Raw genomic sequence first — 17014 nt, forward strand, 5'->3', positions numbered from 1 at the left:
ATCGCTGCCCGAATAGCCATATTGGTTGTAGGCGGCGACAAAACCCTGCAGCCAGGACAGGGAATTCTGGTAGTTATTCTGTTTCCGGGCCGCGACCCATTGCGGGCAGTCCATGGAGACCTGCAGGGGTTCCGCCTGCAGCAGGATGGGGGTCAACATGGCCACCAGAAGGAGAGGGTATTTCATGAAAGATTCCTTGCGTTGATAGGGGTGGTTAAAGCCTTCGTGCAGATGACAGATTGCACCAAGATTCCCGTGACTTCACAAGCCTCTCTCCAAGTTTCTCTACAAGTCTCTCTACAAGTTTCCCTGCAACGCTCTCTACAGGGCTGTTTGCCGTCCGGGCTTACGGCTGGGCAATTTTTTGCAGCAATACCCCGCATTCCAGGTGATGGGTGTAGGGGAACTGGTCGAATAGGGCGAATCGTTCAATCCGGTGAGTTTGTGCCAACGCCTCCAGATTGTTTTTGAGGGTCTCGGGGTTGCAGGAAATATAGATGATGTTGTCGAAGCGCTGGGTCAGTGACAGGGTGGCCTCGTCGAGCCCGGCTCGGGGCGGATCGACAAAAATGGTGCTGAAGCGGTAACTGCCGAGGTCGATCTCCTGCAGCCGACGAAATGGTCTGACACCGTTGAGCGCTTCGGTAAACTCCTCGCTGGACATCCGCACGATGGTCACATTGTCTACGCCGTTGACTTGCAGATTGTGTTCCGCCGAGCGCACCGACAACTTGGAAATTTCCGTCGCCAGTACCCGCTCAAATTGCTGGGCCAGCACACAGGTGAAATTGCCGTTGCCGCAGTAGAGTTCCAGCAAATCACCGCCACAATCGCCGGCACTGGCGAGGGCCCAGGTGAGCATCTTCTGGTTGACGCTGGCATTGGGTTGGGTAAAGCCGCTTTCCACCTGCTGGTAGCGGTAATCGCGTCCGGCGACCTGTAGGGTTTCCGTCACGTAGTCGCGCTCGAGTACCCGCTTTTGTTTGCGACTTCTGCCGATGATCGGCACCCCCAGTGCGGTTTGCAGTTGTTTTGCCGCCGCTTCCCAATCGTCGTTGAGCGGCTTGTGGTAGATCAGGGTGATCAGGGCATCGCCACTTCGGGTGGTGAGAAATTCTGCACAAAAAAGACGGCGGCTGAGCACCGGGCTGGTATTAATGGCCGCGAGCAATTGCGGCATCAGCGCGTTCATCAGCGCTGAACCGGCTGGAAAGTCGTCGATGGTATAGGGGGTTTTTTCACCGGGGCGGTTCATGGCGAAGCGGGCGAGACCGCCCTCGTGCCAGACGCGGAATTCAGCGCGCATCCGGTAATGAATTGGCGGCGAATCCAGCACCTCTATATCGGGCAGCGACAGTGTCCGATACGCCTCCTGGAGCCGGGCTAGTTTCTCTGCCAGTTGCTGTGGGTAGCTGTCCAGATTGACTTGTTGCAATGTGCGGCCTCCATCAAAGGGGGGCGCATTATACTGAATATTTTCCGGGGAGCAGTGGTGATATCCGGCTTTTGCCAGGGGTAGGGGTCGCCGCAGTCACTGGCAGTGATTGGGTCGATTGCAAAAATGGCCGGGCAATGCGCCCCGGCAGGGTTGCTTGGGCGGGGGGCTATTTGCCCAACTGCTCTCGCAACCGCTTCTGTATATCCAGATAGCGGGGTGTGGGCCCGATATCCTCGAAAATCTCGTTGCCTTCCTCAACGCGAATTACCCTGGGACCGGGGACATAGGGCATCTCCGCCTCCAGGGTTTCCAGTGCGATATTCAGCAGATGCGCGGCGATCTCGTCGGCGGGTAATTGATACATCTCTGACAACGCCTGCAATTTGATCTGGTCGGGTTGGTGAATGGTGATTGAGGTAGGTAACAGGTCAGAATTTTCGGCCGAGCGTTTTTCCCAGGCCTCCAGCAACTGGGAAAAACCCAAATGGCTTCCCTGATAATTCATCGTAACCTCTCTTATGACAACCATGATGAAATCCAAAGATAATGTAAAACATCCACTGGCAAAAAGGTACGGTTTTGGAGGTGTGTGTGATTCAGGTGGTGAATATTGCTGTATCGGGGCAGGGCTTGCGGGACATTACCCCGGAGATTTCCCGGGCCGTGGCGGAGGCGGGTATTGAGGAAGGGCTGTGTACGCTGTTCATCCAGCACACCTCGGCCAGCCTGCTGGTTCAGGAAAACTACGATCCCTCGGCGCGGGTTGACCTGGAAAACTGGCTCAATCGCCTGGTGCCGGAACGGGACCCGCTGTATACCCACACCCTGGAAGGTGCCGACGATATGCCGGCCCATATCAAGGCAAGCCTGACGGCGGTTTCGCTTTCCATCCCGGTGCTGAATGGGCGTCTCGCCCTGGGCAGCTGGCAGGGTATTTTCCTGTGGGAACATCGCCATCACCGTGGTCATCGCAAAGTGATCCTACATCTCATTTAGTTTATTACTTTTTGATATAGATAATTTTTTTGGCCCGACAGTCACATTATTAACGCCGACTATACTTGAGTTGTTGGTGAATTCCGGGCCAGCGTCGTTTTGGTTCGGAAGCAGGCTGAAGGTTTCTCTATGACAGGTTTCGACCTGGTAAAAAGATAATTGGAGGGTAGGTTATGAGACGCTACTACTTTGTTAGCGATGACCTGGACGATCTGAGCTCGATCGAGAAGGAACTGGAGGAGCGGGGTATATCCACGCCGCAAATCCATGTGTTGAGCATGGATGATGCGGGGTTGCAGCAGCATCACCTGAATGATGTGGCACCGCTGATGAGAAGGGATGTGTTCCGGACGGTCGGCAAGTCCGCCATCTTTGGTTTCCTCTCCGCCGTGCTGGTGATTTTCTTCGCCATTTTCTCGGGAGCCACCGAGAGCATCGGCTGGGCGCCATTCGTGCTGTTGGCGCTGGTCGTGATGGGCTTCATTACCTGGGAAGGGGGTATGTGGGGTATCCAGGAGCCCAATGTGCACTTCAAACGTTTTCAGGAAGTCCTGGATAACGGCAAGCACGTATTGTACGTGGAAGTGAGCAAGGGCAAGCAGGAATCAATGCTGAAGGAAGTGATCGGCCGCCACACCAAATTGCAGGGTGCCGGTTGGGAACCTTCCGCCAACGCATTGCTGATTGGCGCCGAAAATGGCGCCCACCGGTTCGTTAAATGGGCGCCCTGAACTGAGAGTTCGTCAACGCCAGGTCCGACCATTGCTTACCGGATACAGGCGGCCAGTTTACTGGCCGCCTTTTTATGGCGAAGTCGCGTAGCGACAGAACACCACGGGTTTACCCGTGGATGAATGCCATCTGCAAATCTCATTACATAGTTTTGAGATTTGCTTCGACCCGGAGAGGGTCGAAGCACCATAGAACCGCGGCTTTAGCCGGGGGGATCTATTGCGTTCATTCCCCAATCAATCCTGTCTCAGCTGGCCGGCGGTCTGAGTTCGTTGCTGCGGGCCGCCAGGATAAAGTCGTTGCGGTGCAGGCCGCGGATCTTATGGGTCCACCAGGTCACGGTGACCTTGCCCCATTCCACCAGCAGGGCGGGGTGATGCCCGGCCGCTTCCGCCAGCGCTCCGACCTGGTTGGCAAATGCCAGGGCCTCACAGAAATTGGCAAAGTTGAAGATGCGCTCCAGTTGCCGGATGCCGTCGCGCTCGACGACTTCCCAGCCGGGAATTTCCGTCAGCAGGGTAATTTCTTCCTTCGCACTGACTCTTGGGGCGTCAGCGCGGCAGGCTTCACAGTGTTCGCGGGAAATAGCCATAGATCACCTCTTCTGGACGTCGGTCACAGACAGTTTTTGGGTTTGGGTAGGCCGGCCAGGCGCGCTACCGCCTTGGCGGGGCTGGGAGGGAATAGCTGCATCAGGTAGATGCTGCGGGCCTTGGCCAGGTCCAGGTGATCGGCGATATAGCGTATCAACGGCCGCATCGATGGGGAAAAACCGAAGTCCGCATAAAATTGACGGGCCACCAGGAGGATTTCCAGGTGGGCATCGGTCAGCTCGAGGTGGTCTTCAGCGGCCAACTGCCTGGCAGAGCATTCCGTCCAGGCAGGCAGCTTGTCGAGATAGCTGACAGCAATACTTTCGACCACGGACAATCAATCGTTACTGAGACCGAGCAGGCTCAGCAGGCTGGTGAAGAGATTGTAGATCATCACGTAGAGGGTCACCGTGGCAGAGATGTAGTTGCGCTCGCCGCCGTGAATGATCGCGCTGGTCTGCCACATGATGATGCCGGCAGACAGAAACAGGAACATGCAGGAGATGGCGAGGGCCAGCCCCTGAATTTGCAGAAATACGTTGGCAATCGCCGCCACAAAGGCCACCAGTACCCCGGTCATCAAAAATCCGCCCATAAAGGACAGTTCCTTGCGGGTGACCAGCACATAACCGGAGCAGGCCAGGAAAATCACCGCGGTGCCCCCGAGGGCGGTGAGGATGGGCTCAGCGCCGGAGGTGGCGAGATAAAAATTGAGAATCGGCCCGAGGGTAAAGCCCATCCAGCCGGTCAGGGCGAATACCCAGAATAGCCCGGCGGTCTTGTTCTTGTTTTTCTCCACCATCCACAGGCAGATGAAGTAGGGCAGCAGCATCCACAGTCCCATGAAGGGGGCGTTGATGGCCATGGCGATGCCACTCATGATGGCGCTGAAGGCGAGTGTCATCGCCAACAGGGCGTAGGTGTTGCGCAGTACTTTGGTCGCTGCCGGGTCAAGGGCGGTGGAGATAATTGCTTTTTCGATTGCCATGGTAATGATCCTCATTCCACTAGTTCGCAAGTTGGACATATCTTACAAGCTGTAAGTTTCAACGCAATGGTTGTGTCGATTATTCATCGCTGTGGAAAAAGTCCAGGATGGCGTCGCGCTGGGCAAGCCCATCCTGATAACCGAGTTCCAGCAGTCTGCGGCAGAAGCCCCGGCAGAAAAGCAGGTAACTGGCGGCGTTTACCCCGCCGCCGCGGGTGGTTGCACCGGTGGTGCGCATGAGCAGCCGGATACTTTTGGGCAGCTCCTCCAGATAGTCACTGGCGATCCGGTTGATGGACTGCGACGGCAGAATGGCCAGGTATTTGACCGGCTTGAGATCCGACAACCCTTTTCTCTCCCGCTCGGACAGGGACATATTCCGGGTGAGCCGGTTGATGTTGTTGAGTGTTTCCAGGTCGCTCTCAATGCTGTCGATAAAGGCGCTGTTGAACATGTGGCCGATGATCTGGGCGATAGAGGGGGAGTGGCTGGTTGTGGGCGCAACGGTGCCGTGATTCAGGGCGCTGCTGTCGCTGACGCCGATGACAAATACCTTCTCTGCCCCCAGTCGCAATGCGGGACTGATGGGTTTCAGTTGGCGCAGTGCGCCATCGCCAAAATAATGTGCCTCCAGTTGCCGTGCGGGAAACAGGATCGGGATCGCGGTGGAGGCCATCAGGTGGTCAATGGTCAGTTCAGTCTGCAGTCCCACCTGGCGGATTTTTTGCCAGGGCTGCAGCGCTTCATTGCCCTGGAAAAAGGTCACGGATTTGCCCGAGTTATAGCTCATGGCGGTGATGCTGACAGCCTCCAGCTCGCCGTTGGCGATCGCCTCCTTGATATGGCGAAAGCGGATGTAATTGTTCAGCAGTTCCCGCAGCGGGGTGTTATCCAGCAACGCCTTGGGCTGACCGATGGCATAGCCACTGTGGAAGAAAGACAACAGCATATTGAAGCTGTTTTTGAGCACCCCGACGAAGTCGGTGCGATAGACTTTTTCCGCATCCAACTGGCGCCAGATGGCTTCCAGCTTTTTGATGCGCAGTCTAAAGGGTCCCGCCCGCCCGGCGATGGCCAGGGCGTTTATGGCGCCGGCAGACGTGCCGCAAATGATCGGAAAGGGGTTTTTGGTTTCCCTGGGCAGGGTTTCGGCGATGGCGCGCAATACCCCCACCTGATAGGCCGCCCTGGCTCCCCCTCCGGACAGCACCAATCCTGTTCTCGCCCCGTTATTTTTTTTGGTCATGTCCCGTGCCGGCCTGAAAGCCAGTAATTGCAGATGACCCCATTCTGGGGCAGATCACCCATGGCGCCAACCCCGCTTGTTAGCAAAGTGGTATTGGCAGCTAATTCCCATGGTTGATTTTCCTTTTGCCTTCCCGGTTATACTGGCTCAATGCAGCACCACCGGGACGGTGGCGGTGACAGGGATGTGCGCCATGTATGCCATGTACAGTTTTGCAGTGGGTATTTTTATACCGGCTTATTGGCCGGCGTTGCCGGGCGCGGCGGTCGCGGTCATGTTGCTTGCCTGTGGTGTGCTGTTGTTGCCCACCCGCGTTCAGGTTATCGGCGGACTGTTGCTGGGCATGGCCTATGGTATCGGCTGGGGGCACCACAGTCTCTCCCATCATCTTCCCGACCCATTGACCCCGTCCGACTACACCGTCATCGGTGAAGTGGTCGGTATCCCCGTTGCGGACAGCGGTCGCACGCGCTTCAATCTGAAGTTGCAGCAGTCGCCCGCCCATCTCAAGTTAAAACAGTTGCGGCTCAGCTGGTATCAACACTCGGCAGTGCTCGAGCCGGGCCAGGTCTGGCAATTGCCGGTGCGCTTGCGGCGACCGCGGGGCAACGTCAATCCCGGTGGTTTTGACTACCAGGGGTGGTTGCTGGGGCAGGGTATCTCGGCCACCGGTTATGTCCGCTCATCGGGCGAGCAGCGCCTGTTGGGCCGGACTGTTTCAGTGGACAGTTGGCGCTTTCACCTGCGCACTGTGCTGCAGGCATCCCCTGCCAGCGAGCGGGCACAGGCGTTGATGGCCGCCCTGACCCTGGGCGATCGCTCACTGATAGAGCGGGGATTGTGGCAGCGTTTGTCACAGTTTGGACTGGTTCACCTGCTGGTGGTCTCCGGGCTGCATATCGGATTTTTGGCCGGCTTCGGCTTTGCCCTGGGTGCCCTGCTGGCGAAATTGATTGGCCTGGCGGGAGTGCCGGTTAACGCCCGCTATGGTGGAGCGGTGCTGGCGCTTATTTTTGCCCTGGCCTACAGCCTGATGGCTGGATTCAGCCTCCCCACCCAGCGGGCCCTGATTATGGTGACAGTTGCCCTGCTGGCACTGCTGGGCAATCGTCATCTGAGCAGGGCTGCGGGTTTTGGGCTGGCGCTGGCCGGGGTGGCGTTGATCGATCCCCTGGCCATCCGGAATGCGGGGTTCTGGTTGTCATTTGGCGCAGTAGCCGGTTTGCTGTGGCTGGTTCCCGCCCCGGTTCAGTCCTGCAAATGGTTGCGCTTCGCGCGAGTCCAGTGGTTGGTGTTTACCCTGTTGTTGCTGCCGCTGTTGCTTTGGCAGCTGCCGGTGGCCTGGTTGGCGCCGGTCATTAACCTGGTGGCGATTCCCTGGGTGGGTTTCCTGATTATTCCGCTTTGCCTGGTCGCGATGGCCATTTTCCCGTTCAGCGCTGGAGCGGCCAATGCCTGTTGGTCTGTGGCTGGCTGGCAGCTGAATCAGTTGCTGGCACTGCTGCACTGGCTTGAGTTGCCGGATTGGCTGCCGGCTTATCCACCCTGGCCTCTGTCCGGGGTGAGCCTTGGTCTGATGATCGTGATAGCCGGGCTGTTGATCTTGCCGCAGGGTATTCCCGGCCGTTTTCTTTGTGTCCCGTTGTCGCTGGCGCTGTGCTGGTTGCCGGATACCCGCCCGTCACCCCTCAGGGTGACCGTGCTGGACGTGGGGCAAGGATTGTCGGTGGTGGTGCAGACAGCCCGTCACAGTCTGGTGTATGACGCCGGCCCCGCCTACGGTGACAGTTTCGATACCGGCAGTGCCGTGGTGGTTCCGTTCCTGCGCCAGCGGGGGGTGACGGAGCTGGATAAGCTGGTGGTCAGTCACGCCGACAATGACCACGCCGGTGGCGCCGACGGTCTGCTGGAATGGTTGCCAGCCCGGGAGTTGCTGGTGGGGGAGACACTGGCGGTCCCCGGCATTCGACAGCGTCGCTGTCTTGCCGGTGAGTCCTGGCAGTGGGACGGCGTGTCATTCCGGTTTTTGTACCCCTTTGCCGGCACAGAGGCCGAGGGCAATAACCGCTCCTGTGTGTTGTTGATTCGCTATGGTGATGATGCGCTGCTGCTCGCCGGTGATATCGAAGCCTCGGTTGAGCGGCAGCTGCTGGCTCTAAACCCGCCCATTCCCGATGCTATGGCCGTGCTCGTGGCACCGCACCACGGCAGTCGAACCTCTTCTTCCACAGCATTTGTTGCCGCCCTCAAGCCACAGCATGTGGTGTTTTCGGCGGGTTTTCGCCACCATTTCGGTCACCCCGCAGGGGTGGTTAGCGCCCGTTATCGGCAGCAGGGGGCCCGGCTCTGGAATACCGCAGAACAGGGTGCCGTTGAGTTTCGCTGGAACCGGTCGGGTGCACTGTCGGTGAGCGCCGCGCGCAACGCGGAGCGTCGTTACTGGTATGACGTCGCCGACAACTGAGCAGGCCATCACGAAAGTGTGATCGCGCGGGAAAAAAAAAGCCCATTGGGCGCTGGCCGTGCGTTCGTGGCCGTGGTCGATTATGGTAAAGTCCGCTCAGGTTATTGATTTGGGGATGAATGTGTACGAATTGATCATTGCGGGCGGCTGGTTGATGCTGCCCATCATTCTCTCTTCCATTGTGGTCATCGCCATCGCCTTCGAGCGTTACTGGACATTGCGCCCGGCGAAGGTGGTGCCGCCAACACTACTGGGCCAGGTCTGGCAGTGGCTAAAACAGAACCAGCTCAGCAAAGAAAATATTCACCAGCTGCGCACCTCGTCGCCGCTGGGAACCATTCTGGCGGCGGGTATCAGCAACTCCGGCCACGGCCGGGAGGTGATGAAAGACAGCATCGAGGAGGCCGCCAACCAGGTGGTTCACGAGTTGGAAAAGAACCTCTCCCCGCTGGGTACCATTGCGGCCATTGCGCCGCTGCTCGGCTTGCTGGGTACGGTGATCGGCATGATCAAGGTGTTTACCGCCATCATGATTGAGGGCACCGGCAACGCCGGCGTGCTGGCCGGCGGTATTTCCGAGGCATTGATTACCACGGCGGCGGGTCTCACGGTGGCGATTCCGGCACTGGTGTTCCACCGCTTTTTTGAGCGCCGGGTGGAGTCGCTGGTGGTGGAAATGGAAGAGCAGGCGGTCAAGCTGGTGGATGCGCTCCACGGTGATCGCGTCATTCGCGCCGACGAGACCAGCGCGGCGTGAAATTTCGCCGGCAGCGCAAAACCGACCAGGGTGTCAACCTCACGCCACTGATTGATGTGGTGTTCCTGCTGCTCATTTTCTTTATGGTCTCCACCTCCTTTACCAAGGAATCGCACCTGGTGCTGGATCTGCCGGAGGCGGATGGCAGCGTGGAGGAGGCCCCTCCGGAGGCAATCGAGGTGTTGATCGGCCGGGAGGGCGACTACAGTATCAATGGCAAACCGTTGATCAACCGCCAGATCGACACCCTGATGAGTGCGCTGCAGGAAGTTTCCCTCGGCGATAGCGCCAGGCCCCTGACCATTACCGCAGACGCCAATGCTACCCACCAGGCGGTGGTTACAGCCATGGATGCAGCAGGTAGAATGGGCTTTGTTCATCTCAAAATAACGACAAAACAGCCTGACGAAGAATCCTGAGGAGTCATAGTGACGAACACCCCCGATACCGAACACCCTGAGATGTCCGGTTTGCAGGTCTATTTGCGGTTACTTTCTTATCTCAAAGGTTATATCGGCATTTTCCTGCTCAGTATCCTGGGCTTGATCCTGTTCTCTTCCATGGAAATTGCCTTCATCGATCTGTTTGGCTATACCGTCAATGCCATCAACAAGCTGTCCGGAGAAGCCGGTGCCGCGGCGGCGCCCGCCCTGGATATCGGCAAGGGCTCGACCGCCTGGATAGCCACGCTGCTGGGCGGTGAAGATGCATCCACCGAAATCCGTTGGATCGTCCCGGTCATCATGTTCATGATTGCGGTCGTGCGCGGGGTGGGTTTCTTTGTCGGCGGTTACTGTATGGCCTATGTCACCCAGATTCTGGTGCATACCCTGCGCATTCGGCTGTTCAACAAATACACCCGCCTGCCCAGCCGCTATTTTGATACCCATATGTCCGGGCATCTCATCTCGCGCATCACCTTCCATGTCGCCCAGGTCACGCACGCCGCCACCAGCTCACTGAAAATCATTATCCGAGAGGGCGCACTGGTCATCGGCCTGATCGGCTACCTGTTTTACCTGAACTGGCGTCTGGCGGCGATTTTCGTGATAGTGCTGCCGATGATCGGCGCGGTGGTGGGTTATATCAGCAAGCGCTTCCGCCTGCTGAGTCGGCGGATACAGTCCTCGGTGGGCAATGTCACCCATGTGACCCAAGAGGCGGTGAGCGGCTATCGCGAAATGCACCTCTACGGCGGCGCCGAATACGAACGGCAACGCATGTACCAGGCCAGCAACTACAACCGCCGCCAGCAAATGAAGATGGCGGTGGCGGAGGGCATCAGCTCACCCATTATCCAGCTGCTGGTGGCCACCTCGCTGTCATTGCTGATGTGGCTGGCCCTGGACCCCAATGTGCTGGTGAACATGAGTGGCGGGGAGTTCGTGCAGTTTCTCGGCTCCGCGGGCCTGCTGGCCAAACCCATTCGCCAGCTGTCCGAAGTGAACAGCAACATCCAGAAAGGCGTGGCGGCGGCGGGCACCATTTTCGCCACCCTGGATGAAGTGGAGGAAACGGATTTGGGAACGCTTGAAAAGGCCCGTGTAAACGGTCATTTCGAGTTCCGCAATGTCAGTTTTGCCTATGCAGAAGGCACCGAAAATGTCCTCAACGGCATCAATCTGGAAGTGAGCCCCGGTGAAACCATTGCCCTGGTGGGGCAATCCGGTGGCGGCAAGACCACGCTGGTGAGCATGATTCCGCGTTTTTACAACCACGGGGACGGGGAAATCCTGCTGGATGGCATCGATGTCAATGACTACCGGCTCGACAATTTGCGCAGCCACATCGCCCTGGTGTCCCAGAATGTCATTCTCTTCAACGACAGCATTTACAACAACATCGCCTATGGCGCCCTGAGCCTGTGCTCGGAAGAGGCGGTGCGCGAGGCGGCCAAAGCCGCCCACGCCCTGGAATTCATCGAACGCCTGCCGGAGGGCTTTAATACCATGATCGGTGATGACGGCGTGATGCTGTCCGGCGGTCAGCGCCAGCGTCTCGCCATTGCCCGGGCACTGCTGAAAAATGCGCCGGTGCTGATTCTCGATGAAGCGACTTCTGCCCTGGATACCGAGTCCGAACACCATATCCAGCGGGCGCTGGAGCAGGTGATGAAAGGGCGCACCACCTTTGTGATTGCCCACCGTCTCAGCACCATTGAAAACGCCAGCCGCATTGTGGTGATGGATAAGGGCAAAATTGTCGAACAGGGCACTCACCAGCAACTGCTGGCACTCAATGGTCGCTATGCACAACTGCACCAGAAACAATTCAGCGACGAAGTCGGGCCAACCGTCTAGGCCGATGGCTGCGCCGTGAAGATTTCCCTGGCACTGCAACGGGCCTGGTATCGACCGGGCAGCTGGGCCGGCCTGCTGCTGCCGCTGTCCTGGCCGTTTCGCGGCCTGGTGGCGCTGCGCCGCCGCCGGCTGCAACATGCCAACCCGCCGCTGCCGGTACCGGTGGTGGTGGTGGGCAACATCAGCGTCGGCGGGACCGGTAAAACCCCGCTGTTGGCCGCACTGGTGGCCCATTTCCAGGCATTGGGGTATCGCCCCGGTATCGTCAGCCGGGGTTACGGCGGCCATGCCGCCCACTACCCGCTGCTGGTCAGCCGGGATTGCCGCGCCGACCAGGTCGGCGATGAACCCCTGTTGCTGGCCGCATACTGTCCCGTGGCGGTGGATCCTGATCGCTATCGGGCCGCCTGTTTTCTGCTGGCGCAGACGGACTGCAACCTGTTGTTCAGCGATGACGGCCTGCAACACTACCGGCTGCCGCGGGATATCGAGGTGGTGGTCGTGGACGGCGAGCGCGGTTTCGGCAACGGTCACTGCCTGCCGGCCGGCCCCTTGCGGGAACCCCTGTCGCGCCTGAAACAGGCCGATTTTGTACTGGTCAATGAAACGGTGGCCTCCCGGCAACTGGCGGGGGCGGAGGGTTTTCGCCTGGCACCGTTGCAACTGCGCCAGCTGTTGACGGGCGCGGTAGTGGCCGCCGATCAGTGGCAGGGCAGTCGCGAGGTCCATGCGGTGGCGGGCATCGGCAATCCCGCGCGTTTTGCCCGCAGCCTCCAGCTGTTGGGGTTTACCGCCAGGCTCCACGCCCTGCCGGATCACCACGACTACCGGGGTGACGAGCTGGACTTTGACGATGATCTGCCGGTTATCATCACCGCCAAGGATGCGGTAAAGTGCGCGGCTTTTGCTGCGGACAATGTCTGGGTACTGGATGTGGTTGCCGAGCTCGGCAGCCGGTTTTTAACGCGCCTTGAACAGCGGGTCGCGGCCATCAACACAGGGCGACTTGCGTCCATTAACAAGGGTGTTTGAACTGTTATGCCTTTTACGGTTGTTATTCCTGCACGTTTTTCCTCCACCCGCCTGCCGGGAAAACCGCTGCGGGACATCGCTGGACAAACCATGATCGAACGGGTCTACCGTCAGGCCGTGCAGAGCGCTGCCGAGCGGGTGATTATCGCCACCGATGACCAGCGCATTGCCGATGCGGTAGCGGCGTTTGGCGGCGAGTGCTGCATGACCTCTGACAGCCATCAGTCCGGCACGGATCGCCTGCAGGAAGTGGCGGGGCAGTTGGCACTGCCCGGCGATCACATCCTGGTCAATGTGCAGGGGGATGAACCCCTGATTCCACCGCAGGTGATCGACCAGGTGGCCGGCAATCTGGCGGCTCAAGCCATAGCCGGGGTGGCGACCCTCTGTGAACCCATTCTCGACGATGCCAGTTTTACCAACCCCAATGTCGTCAAGGTGGTGGCCGACGCCCAGGGCATGGCGCTGTATTTCAGCCGCGCCCCGGTTCCCTGGCCGCGGGATTTCCCCGCCAACCGGGTGGCGGCCATGTCCGGGATCCACACTCCCATGCGCCATATCGGTATTTATGCCTACCGGGTGGCCCAGCTGAACAGGTTCGTGCAGTGGCCGGTGGCGCCGCTCGAATCCATCGAATGTCTGGAACAACTGCGTTTCATGTGGCAGGGCGAGCGCATCCACGTGGCACCGGCGGTGGCCGAGGTGCCCGGCGGAGTGGATACCGAGGCCGATCTGCAACGGGTGATCGCACGGGTTGCGGGGCGCTAGCGGTGAAAACAGTGAAGGTGCTTTTTGTCTGTCTCGGCAATATTTGCCGCTCGCCCACGGCGCATGGTATTTTTGAAAACATGGTGCGCGAGGCGGGCCTGCAGGAGCGGATTCTGATCGATTCGGCGGGCACCGGCGACTGGCATGTTGGCCGTCCGCCGGATCGCCGCGCCAGCGCTGCGGCGCTGGGCCGGGGCCACGACCTCAGCCACCTGCGGGCGCGCCAGGTGTGCCCCGAGGATTTTCGCGATTTCGACTACCTGCTGGCCATGGATCAGCAAAACCTGTGGGATCTGCAGGCCCTGGCACTGCCGGAGTTCAGCGGTCACCTGGGGCTGTTCCTCGATTTCGGCCACAGCGGCTTGAAGGAAGTGCCCGATCCCTACTACGGGGGCGAGGATCACTTCGAGCAGGTGCTGGATCTGGTGGAAGATGCCGCCGCCGGGCTGCTGGCCCATTTGCGCGGGCAACTGGATTGATGCCGGTGATTCAAGCCGCCGTTTCCCTGCAATCCTTCAATACCCTGGCGCTGCCCGCCAGGGCGGAGTACCTGTGTCGGGCAGAAACCGATGAACAGCTGACCGAGGCCCTGTGCTGGGCCAGGGACAGGGGGCTTCGGGTGACGGTACTCGGCGGCGGCAGCAATGTGGTGCTGGCCGATGATATCCCCGGTCTGGTGATTGCCATGGCCATTCCCGGCATCGCCCTGGGGGATCGGGAGGGCGAGCAACTTGCGGTGCGGGTTGGCGCGGGTGAGAACTGGCACCAACTGGTGCTGCACAGCCTCGCCCGGGGCTGGTACGGGCTGGAAAACCTGTCGCTGATTCCCGGTCTCGCCGGTGCGGCGCCGATCCAAAATATCGGCGCCTACGGGGTGGAACTGAGCGAGCGCTTTCTCTCCCTGGACGCCATCCATATTCGCAGCGGTGAGCGACTCACCATGTCGGCCGGGGAATGCCGTTTTGGCTACCGCGACAGCTACTTCAAAAATGCCGGCCGCGACCAGTTTGTGATCACCGCCGTTACCCTGGCGCTGTCCGTCAGGCCGCAACTGCGGCTCAATTATCCCGCCCTGCAACAGGCGCTGGCGCAACGGGACCCCGCGGAACTGACGCCGGCGCTGGTCTCCGAGGTGGTCTGTGATATCCGGCGCAGCAAACTGCCGGATCCGGCAGTGATTCCGAATGCCGGCAGCTTCTTCAAAAATCCGGTGATTTCGGCGGCGAAAGCCGCCGATCTGCAAGCGCACTTCCCGGGCCTGGTCAGCTATCCCCAGGCGGACGGCGCGGTCAAACTGGCCGCCGGTTGGCTGGTGGAGCAGGCGGGCTGGAAGGGGGTGACGCGCAACGCGGTCGGCGTGCACCAGCAGCAGGCCCTGGTGCTGGTCAATCGCGGCGGCAGCGGCGCGGAATTGCTGGCCCTGGCCGACGAGATTGGCCAGTCCGTTGGCGACAAGTTTGGCGTTGCCCTCGAACTGGAGCCCCGGGTTTACCCGTGAGTCAGTTCTCCCTGTTTGATGCGGGCAGTGACCACCTCGATATCGATTTGCCGGACGGCAGTCTGCGCTACTGGCCGGCCCTGATTCCCGCGGCGGCGGCGGACCAATTGCTGCAAACGCTGCTCACCCAGGTGGCCTGGGAGCAGAGTGAAATCACCATTGCCGGGCAGCGGCGCAAAATTCCCCGCCTCAATGCCTGGTACGGCGAGCGCGGCGCCGATTACCGTTATTCCGGGCGGCTGTTCCGCGCCATGCCCTGGTTGCCATCGCTGCGGCAGTTGTTGCAGCAGCTGGAACAGGTGAGCGGTGCCCGCTTCAACAGCGCTCTGGTCAATCTCTACCGGGATGGAAAGGACAGTGTCGACTGGCACAGCGATGATGAACCGGAACTGGGTGCCAACCCCGTGATCGCCTCCATCAGCCTGGGGGCGGTGCGCCGCTTTCAGCTCAAACACAAAACCCGCCGCGACCTGGCGCTGCAAACCCTGCAACTGGAGCACGGCTCGCTGTTGCTGATGGCGGGGGCATTCCAGCATCACTGGCGCCACCGCTTGCCGAAGATGCAGGGCGTGTCGGCCCCGCGCATCAATATCACGTTTCGCTGGGTGGTGCATGGCAACCAGCGCGCTCCAGTGGTAGCCTAGGGACAAATTCAGGATGTAATTGATGGGCGTTAAACCGGGACATAAAAGCGTACTGGTGGTGGATGACCACGATCTGGTCCGCCTGGGCATTTGCCGGATGCTGGCGGAGGTGCCGGGCATCCACGTGATCGGCGAGGCAGCCAGCGGTGAAGAGGCCATCGACAAGGTGCGCGAGCTGTCGCCGGACATCGTGTTCATGGATCTCCGCATGCCCGGCATCGGCGGCATTGAGGCGACCCACCGCATACTGTCCCGCTATCCCGCAACCAAGGTGATTGTGGTCAGCGCCTTCAACGATGATGTCTATCCCGCGACCTTGCTGAAAGCGGGCGCCTCGGGGTATATCGCCAAGAATGCCGGTTGCGAGGAGGTGAAAACCGCCGTTCGCACGGTGTTGTCGGGGCGGGCCTACGTCAGCCCGGAACTGGCGCAGATGATGGTGCTCCAGGGTGTGCAGAAGGGCAGGGGGGATGACAACTCGCCACTGGCCGGCCTGTCCCAGCGCGAACTGCAGATCGCCGTACTGATTACCAGTGGGCGGCGGGCCAAGGACGTGGCGGAAACCCTCAGTATCAGCCCCAAGACCATCAACACCTACAAGTACCGCATCTACGAAAAACTCGGGGTCAGCAATGATGTGGAGCTGACCCTGGCGGCGGTCAAATACGGCCTGGTGGACCCCTCCGAAGTCATCTGATCCCCAAGGGGCTGCATCCCCTGTAGAATGGGCACCATGCCCTTTGATCACCAGCCCTTTCTCAAGCAACTGACCCAGCGACCCGGCGTCTACCAGATGATCGGCGCGGATGGCGCGGTGCTCTATGTGGGCAAGGCCAAGAACCTGCGCAAGCGGGTGGCCAGTTATTTCCGCAAGACCGGGCTGTCGCCGAAAACGGCGGCGCTGGTGGGGCGCATCGCCCATATCGACGTCACCGTCACCCAGACGGAGATCGAAGCTCTGCTGCTGGAACAGAACCTGATCAAGCAGAACCGCCCGCCGTTCAATATCCTGCTGCGGGATGATAAATCCTACCCCTATATCTTTTTATCTGACCGCGATGAATTTCCGCGGCTGGCGTTTCATCGCGGCAGCAAGCGCCAGGGCGGCAGTTATTTCGGGCCGTTTCCCAGCGTACAGGCGGTGAGGGATAGCATGAGCTTCCTGCAGAAGACCTTTCGGGTGCGCCAGTGTGAAGACAACTTCTTTCGCAACCGTTCGCGGCCCTGCCTGCAATATCAGATCAAGCGCTGCACCGCACCCTGCGTGGACCTGATTTCCGCCGAAGACTACCAGCGAGATGTACGCCATACGCGCATGTTTCTGGAGGGGAAAAGCGACGGTTTGATGAGCGAGATTGAAGCGGATATGGACCGGGCGTCACAGCAGCTGGACTTTGAGCAGGCCGCGCAGTTCCGCGATCAGATTGTGGCGTTGCGCACCATCCAGGCGGAGCAGGTGGTGGAGTCCGGCAACGGCCAGATCGATGTGATGGCGGCCGCACTCGAAGGCGAGCTGGGGTGCGTGCATGTACTCTACATCCGTCAGGGTCGGATTCTC

At 59.7% G+C, this 17014-nt stretch carries 20 protein-coding genes; 13 read left to right on the plus strand and 7 right to left on the minus strand.

From position 1 onward, the window contains the following. The 3 genes from ABY948_RS05555 to ABY948_RS05565 all read right to left on the minus strand — a co-directional run. On the minus strand, positions 1 to 186 hold a 186-nt coding region (locus ABY948_RS05555; RefSeq protein WP_461481523.1), incomplete at its 3' end, for a hypothetical protein. 160 nt (positions 187 to 346) lie between these two features. Next, positions 347 to 1435 (minus strand): tRNA (uridine(54)-C5)-methyltransferase TrmA, encoded by a 1089-nt coding sequence (gene trmA / locus ABY948_RS05560; protein WP_461481524.1) that lies wholly within the window; start codon positions 1433 to 1435, stop codon positions 347 to 349. A gap of 169 nt (positions 1436 to 1604) precedes the next feature. Beyond that, the gene (locus ABY948_RS05565; RefSeq protein WP_461481525.1) at positions 1605 to 1943 is read right to left on the minus strand and encodes a hypothetical protein; all 339 of its coding nucleotides are present in this window, start codon (positions 1941 to 1943) and stop codon (positions 1605 to 1607) included. Between the two features lie 86 nt (positions 1944 to 2029). On the opposite strand from ABY948_RS05565, the gene ABY948_RS05570 reads away from it, so the two are divergent. Together ABY948_RS05570 and ABY948_RS05575 are read left to right on the plus strand one after the other, a co-directional pair. Further along, positions 2030 to 2434: a secondary thiamine-phosphate synthase enzyme YjbQ gene (locus ABY948_RS05570; RefSeq protein ID WP_461481526.1), complete on the plus strand. Its 405-nt coding sequence runs from the start codon at positions 2030 to 2032 to the stop codon at positions 2432 to 2434. A gap of 173 nt (positions 2435 to 2607) precedes the next feature. Continuing rightward, positions 2608 to 3165 (plus strand): NAD/FAD-utilizing enzyme, encoded by a 558-nt coding sequence (locus tag ABY948_RS05575; protein ID WP_461481527.1) that lies wholly within the window; start codon positions 2608 to 2610, stop codon positions 3163 to 3165. 248 nt (positions 3166 to 3413) lie between these two features. Here the strand turns inward: ABY948_RS05575 and ABY948_RS05580 are convergent, their stop codons facing one another. The 4 genes from ABY948_RS05580 to ABY948_RS05595 form a co-directional block, all read right to left on the minus strand. After that, complete coding sequence (locus tag ABY948_RS05580) at positions 3414 to 3758, minus strand: 4a-hydroxytetrahydrobiopterin dehydratase (RefSeq protein WP_461481528.1); 345 nt, start codon at positions 3756 to 3758, stop codon at positions 3414 to 3416. Positions 3759 to 3781: 23 nt separating this feature from the next. After that, positions 3782 to 4090 carry a TusE/DsrC/DsvC family sulfur relay protein gene (locus tag ABY948_RS05585; protein ID WP_461481529.1) on the minus strand — a complete coding sequence of 103 codons (309 nt, stop codon included), beginning with the start codon at positions 4088 to 4090 and terminating at the stop codon, positions 3782 to 3784. 6 nt (positions 4091 to 4096) lie between these two features. Further along, entirely contained in the window at positions 4097 to 4747 is a 651-nt protein-coding gene (locus ABY948_RS05590; protein WP_461481530.1) for a Bax inhibitor-1/YccA family protein, read from the minus strand. 79 nt (positions 4748 to 4826) lie between these two features. Continuing rightward, positions 4827 to 5993 carry a patatin-like phospholipase family protein gene (locus tag ABY948_RS05595; RefSeq protein ID WP_461481531.1) on the minus strand — a complete coding sequence of 389 codons (1167 nt, stop codon included), beginning with the start codon at positions 5991 to 5993 and terminating at the stop codon, positions 4827 to 4829. A 109-nt stretch (positions 5994 to 6102) separates the two neighbouring features. Here ABY948_RS05595 and ABY948_RS05600 point away from each other — a divergent pair, with 109 nt between their 5' ends. From ABY948_RS05600 to uvrC, 11 genes are all read left to right on the plus strand, one after another. Next, complete coding sequence (locus ABY948_RS05600) at positions 6103 to 8457, plus strand: DNA internalization-related competence protein ComEC/Rec2 (RefSeq protein WP_461481532.1); 2355 nt, start codon at positions 6103 to 6105, stop codon at positions 8455 to 8457. Between the two features lie 115 nt (positions 8458 to 8572). Continuing rightward, positions 8573 to 9214, plus strand: a complete 642-nt coding sequence (locus ABY948_RS05605; RefSeq protein ID WP_461481533.1) for a MotA/TolQ/ExbB proton channel family protein — start codon at positions 8573 to 8575, stop codon at positions 9212 to 9214. Continuing rightward, positions 9211 to 9633: an ExbD/TolR family protein gene (locus ABY948_RS05610; RefSeq protein WP_461481534.1), complete on the plus strand. Its 423-nt coding sequence runs from the start codon at positions 9211 to 9213 to the stop codon at positions 9631 to 9633. Before ABY948_RS05605 ends, ABY948_RS05610 begins: the two co-directional genes overlap by 4 nt. Positions 9634 to 9642: 9 nt before the next feature. Beyond that, positions 9643 to 11514: a lipid A export permease/ATP-binding protein MsbA gene (gene msbA / locus ABY948_RS05615; protein ID WP_461481535.1), complete on the plus strand. Its 1872-nt coding sequence runs from the start codon at positions 9643 to 9645 to the stop codon at positions 11512 to 11514. Between the two features lie 15 nt (positions 11515 to 11529). Further along, positions 11530 to 12546: a tetraacyldisaccharide 4'-kinase gene (gene lpxK, locus ABY948_RS05620; protein ID WP_461481536.1), complete on the plus strand. Its 1017-nt coding sequence runs from the start codon at positions 11530 to 11532 to the stop codon at positions 12544 to 12546. A gap of 6 nt (positions 12547 to 12552) precedes the next feature. Then, positions 12553 to 13314, plus strand: coding sequence for a 3-deoxy-manno-octulosonate cytidylyltransferase (gene kdsB / locus ABY948_RS05625; protein ID WP_461481537.1), 762 nt, complete (start codon positions 12553 to 12555; stop codon positions 13312 to 13314). Positions 13315 to 13316: 2 nt separating this feature from the next. Beyond that, a complete protein-coding gene (locus tag ABY948_RS05630; protein WP_461481538.1) occupies positions 13317 to 13793 on the plus strand; it encodes a low molecular weight protein-tyrosine-phosphatase in 477 nt (158 codons plus the stop codon). Continuing rightward, positions 13793 to 14812 carry a UDP-N-acetylmuramate dehydrogenase gene (gene murB / locus ABY948_RS05635; protein ID WP_461481539.1) on the plus strand — a complete coding sequence of 340 codons (1020 nt, stop codon included), beginning with the start codon at positions 13793 to 13795 and terminating at the stop codon, positions 14810 to 14812. Before ABY948_RS05630 ends, murB begins: the two co-directional genes overlap by 1 nt. Then, the gene (locus tag ABY948_RS05640) at positions 14809 to 15456 is read left to right on the plus strand and encodes an alpha-ketoglutarate-dependent dioxygenase AlkB family protein (protein ID WP_461481540.1); all 648 of its coding nucleotides are present in this window, start codon (positions 14809 to 14811) and stop codon (positions 15454 to 15456) included. The genes murB and ABY948_RS05640 overlap by 4 nt, the downstream gene beginning before the upstream one ends. A gap of 22 nt (positions 15457 to 15478) precedes the next feature. Then, positions 15479 to 16153 (plus strand): response regulator, encoded by a 675-nt coding sequence (locus ABY948_RS05645; RefSeq protein ID WP_461481541.1) that lies wholly within the window; start codon positions 15479 to 15481, stop codon positions 16151 to 16153. 36 nt (positions 16154 to 16189) lie between these two features. Then, a partial coding sequence (gene uvrC, locus ABY948_RS05650; protein WP_461481542.1) for an excinuclease ABC subunit UvrC occupies positions 16190 to 17014 on the plus strand: 825 nt, incomplete at its 3' end.

The organism is Porticoccus sp. (genome assembly GCF_041592135.1).
Lineage (GTDB): Bacteria > Pseudomonadota > Gammaproteobacteria > Pseudomonadales > Porticoccaceae > Porticoccus.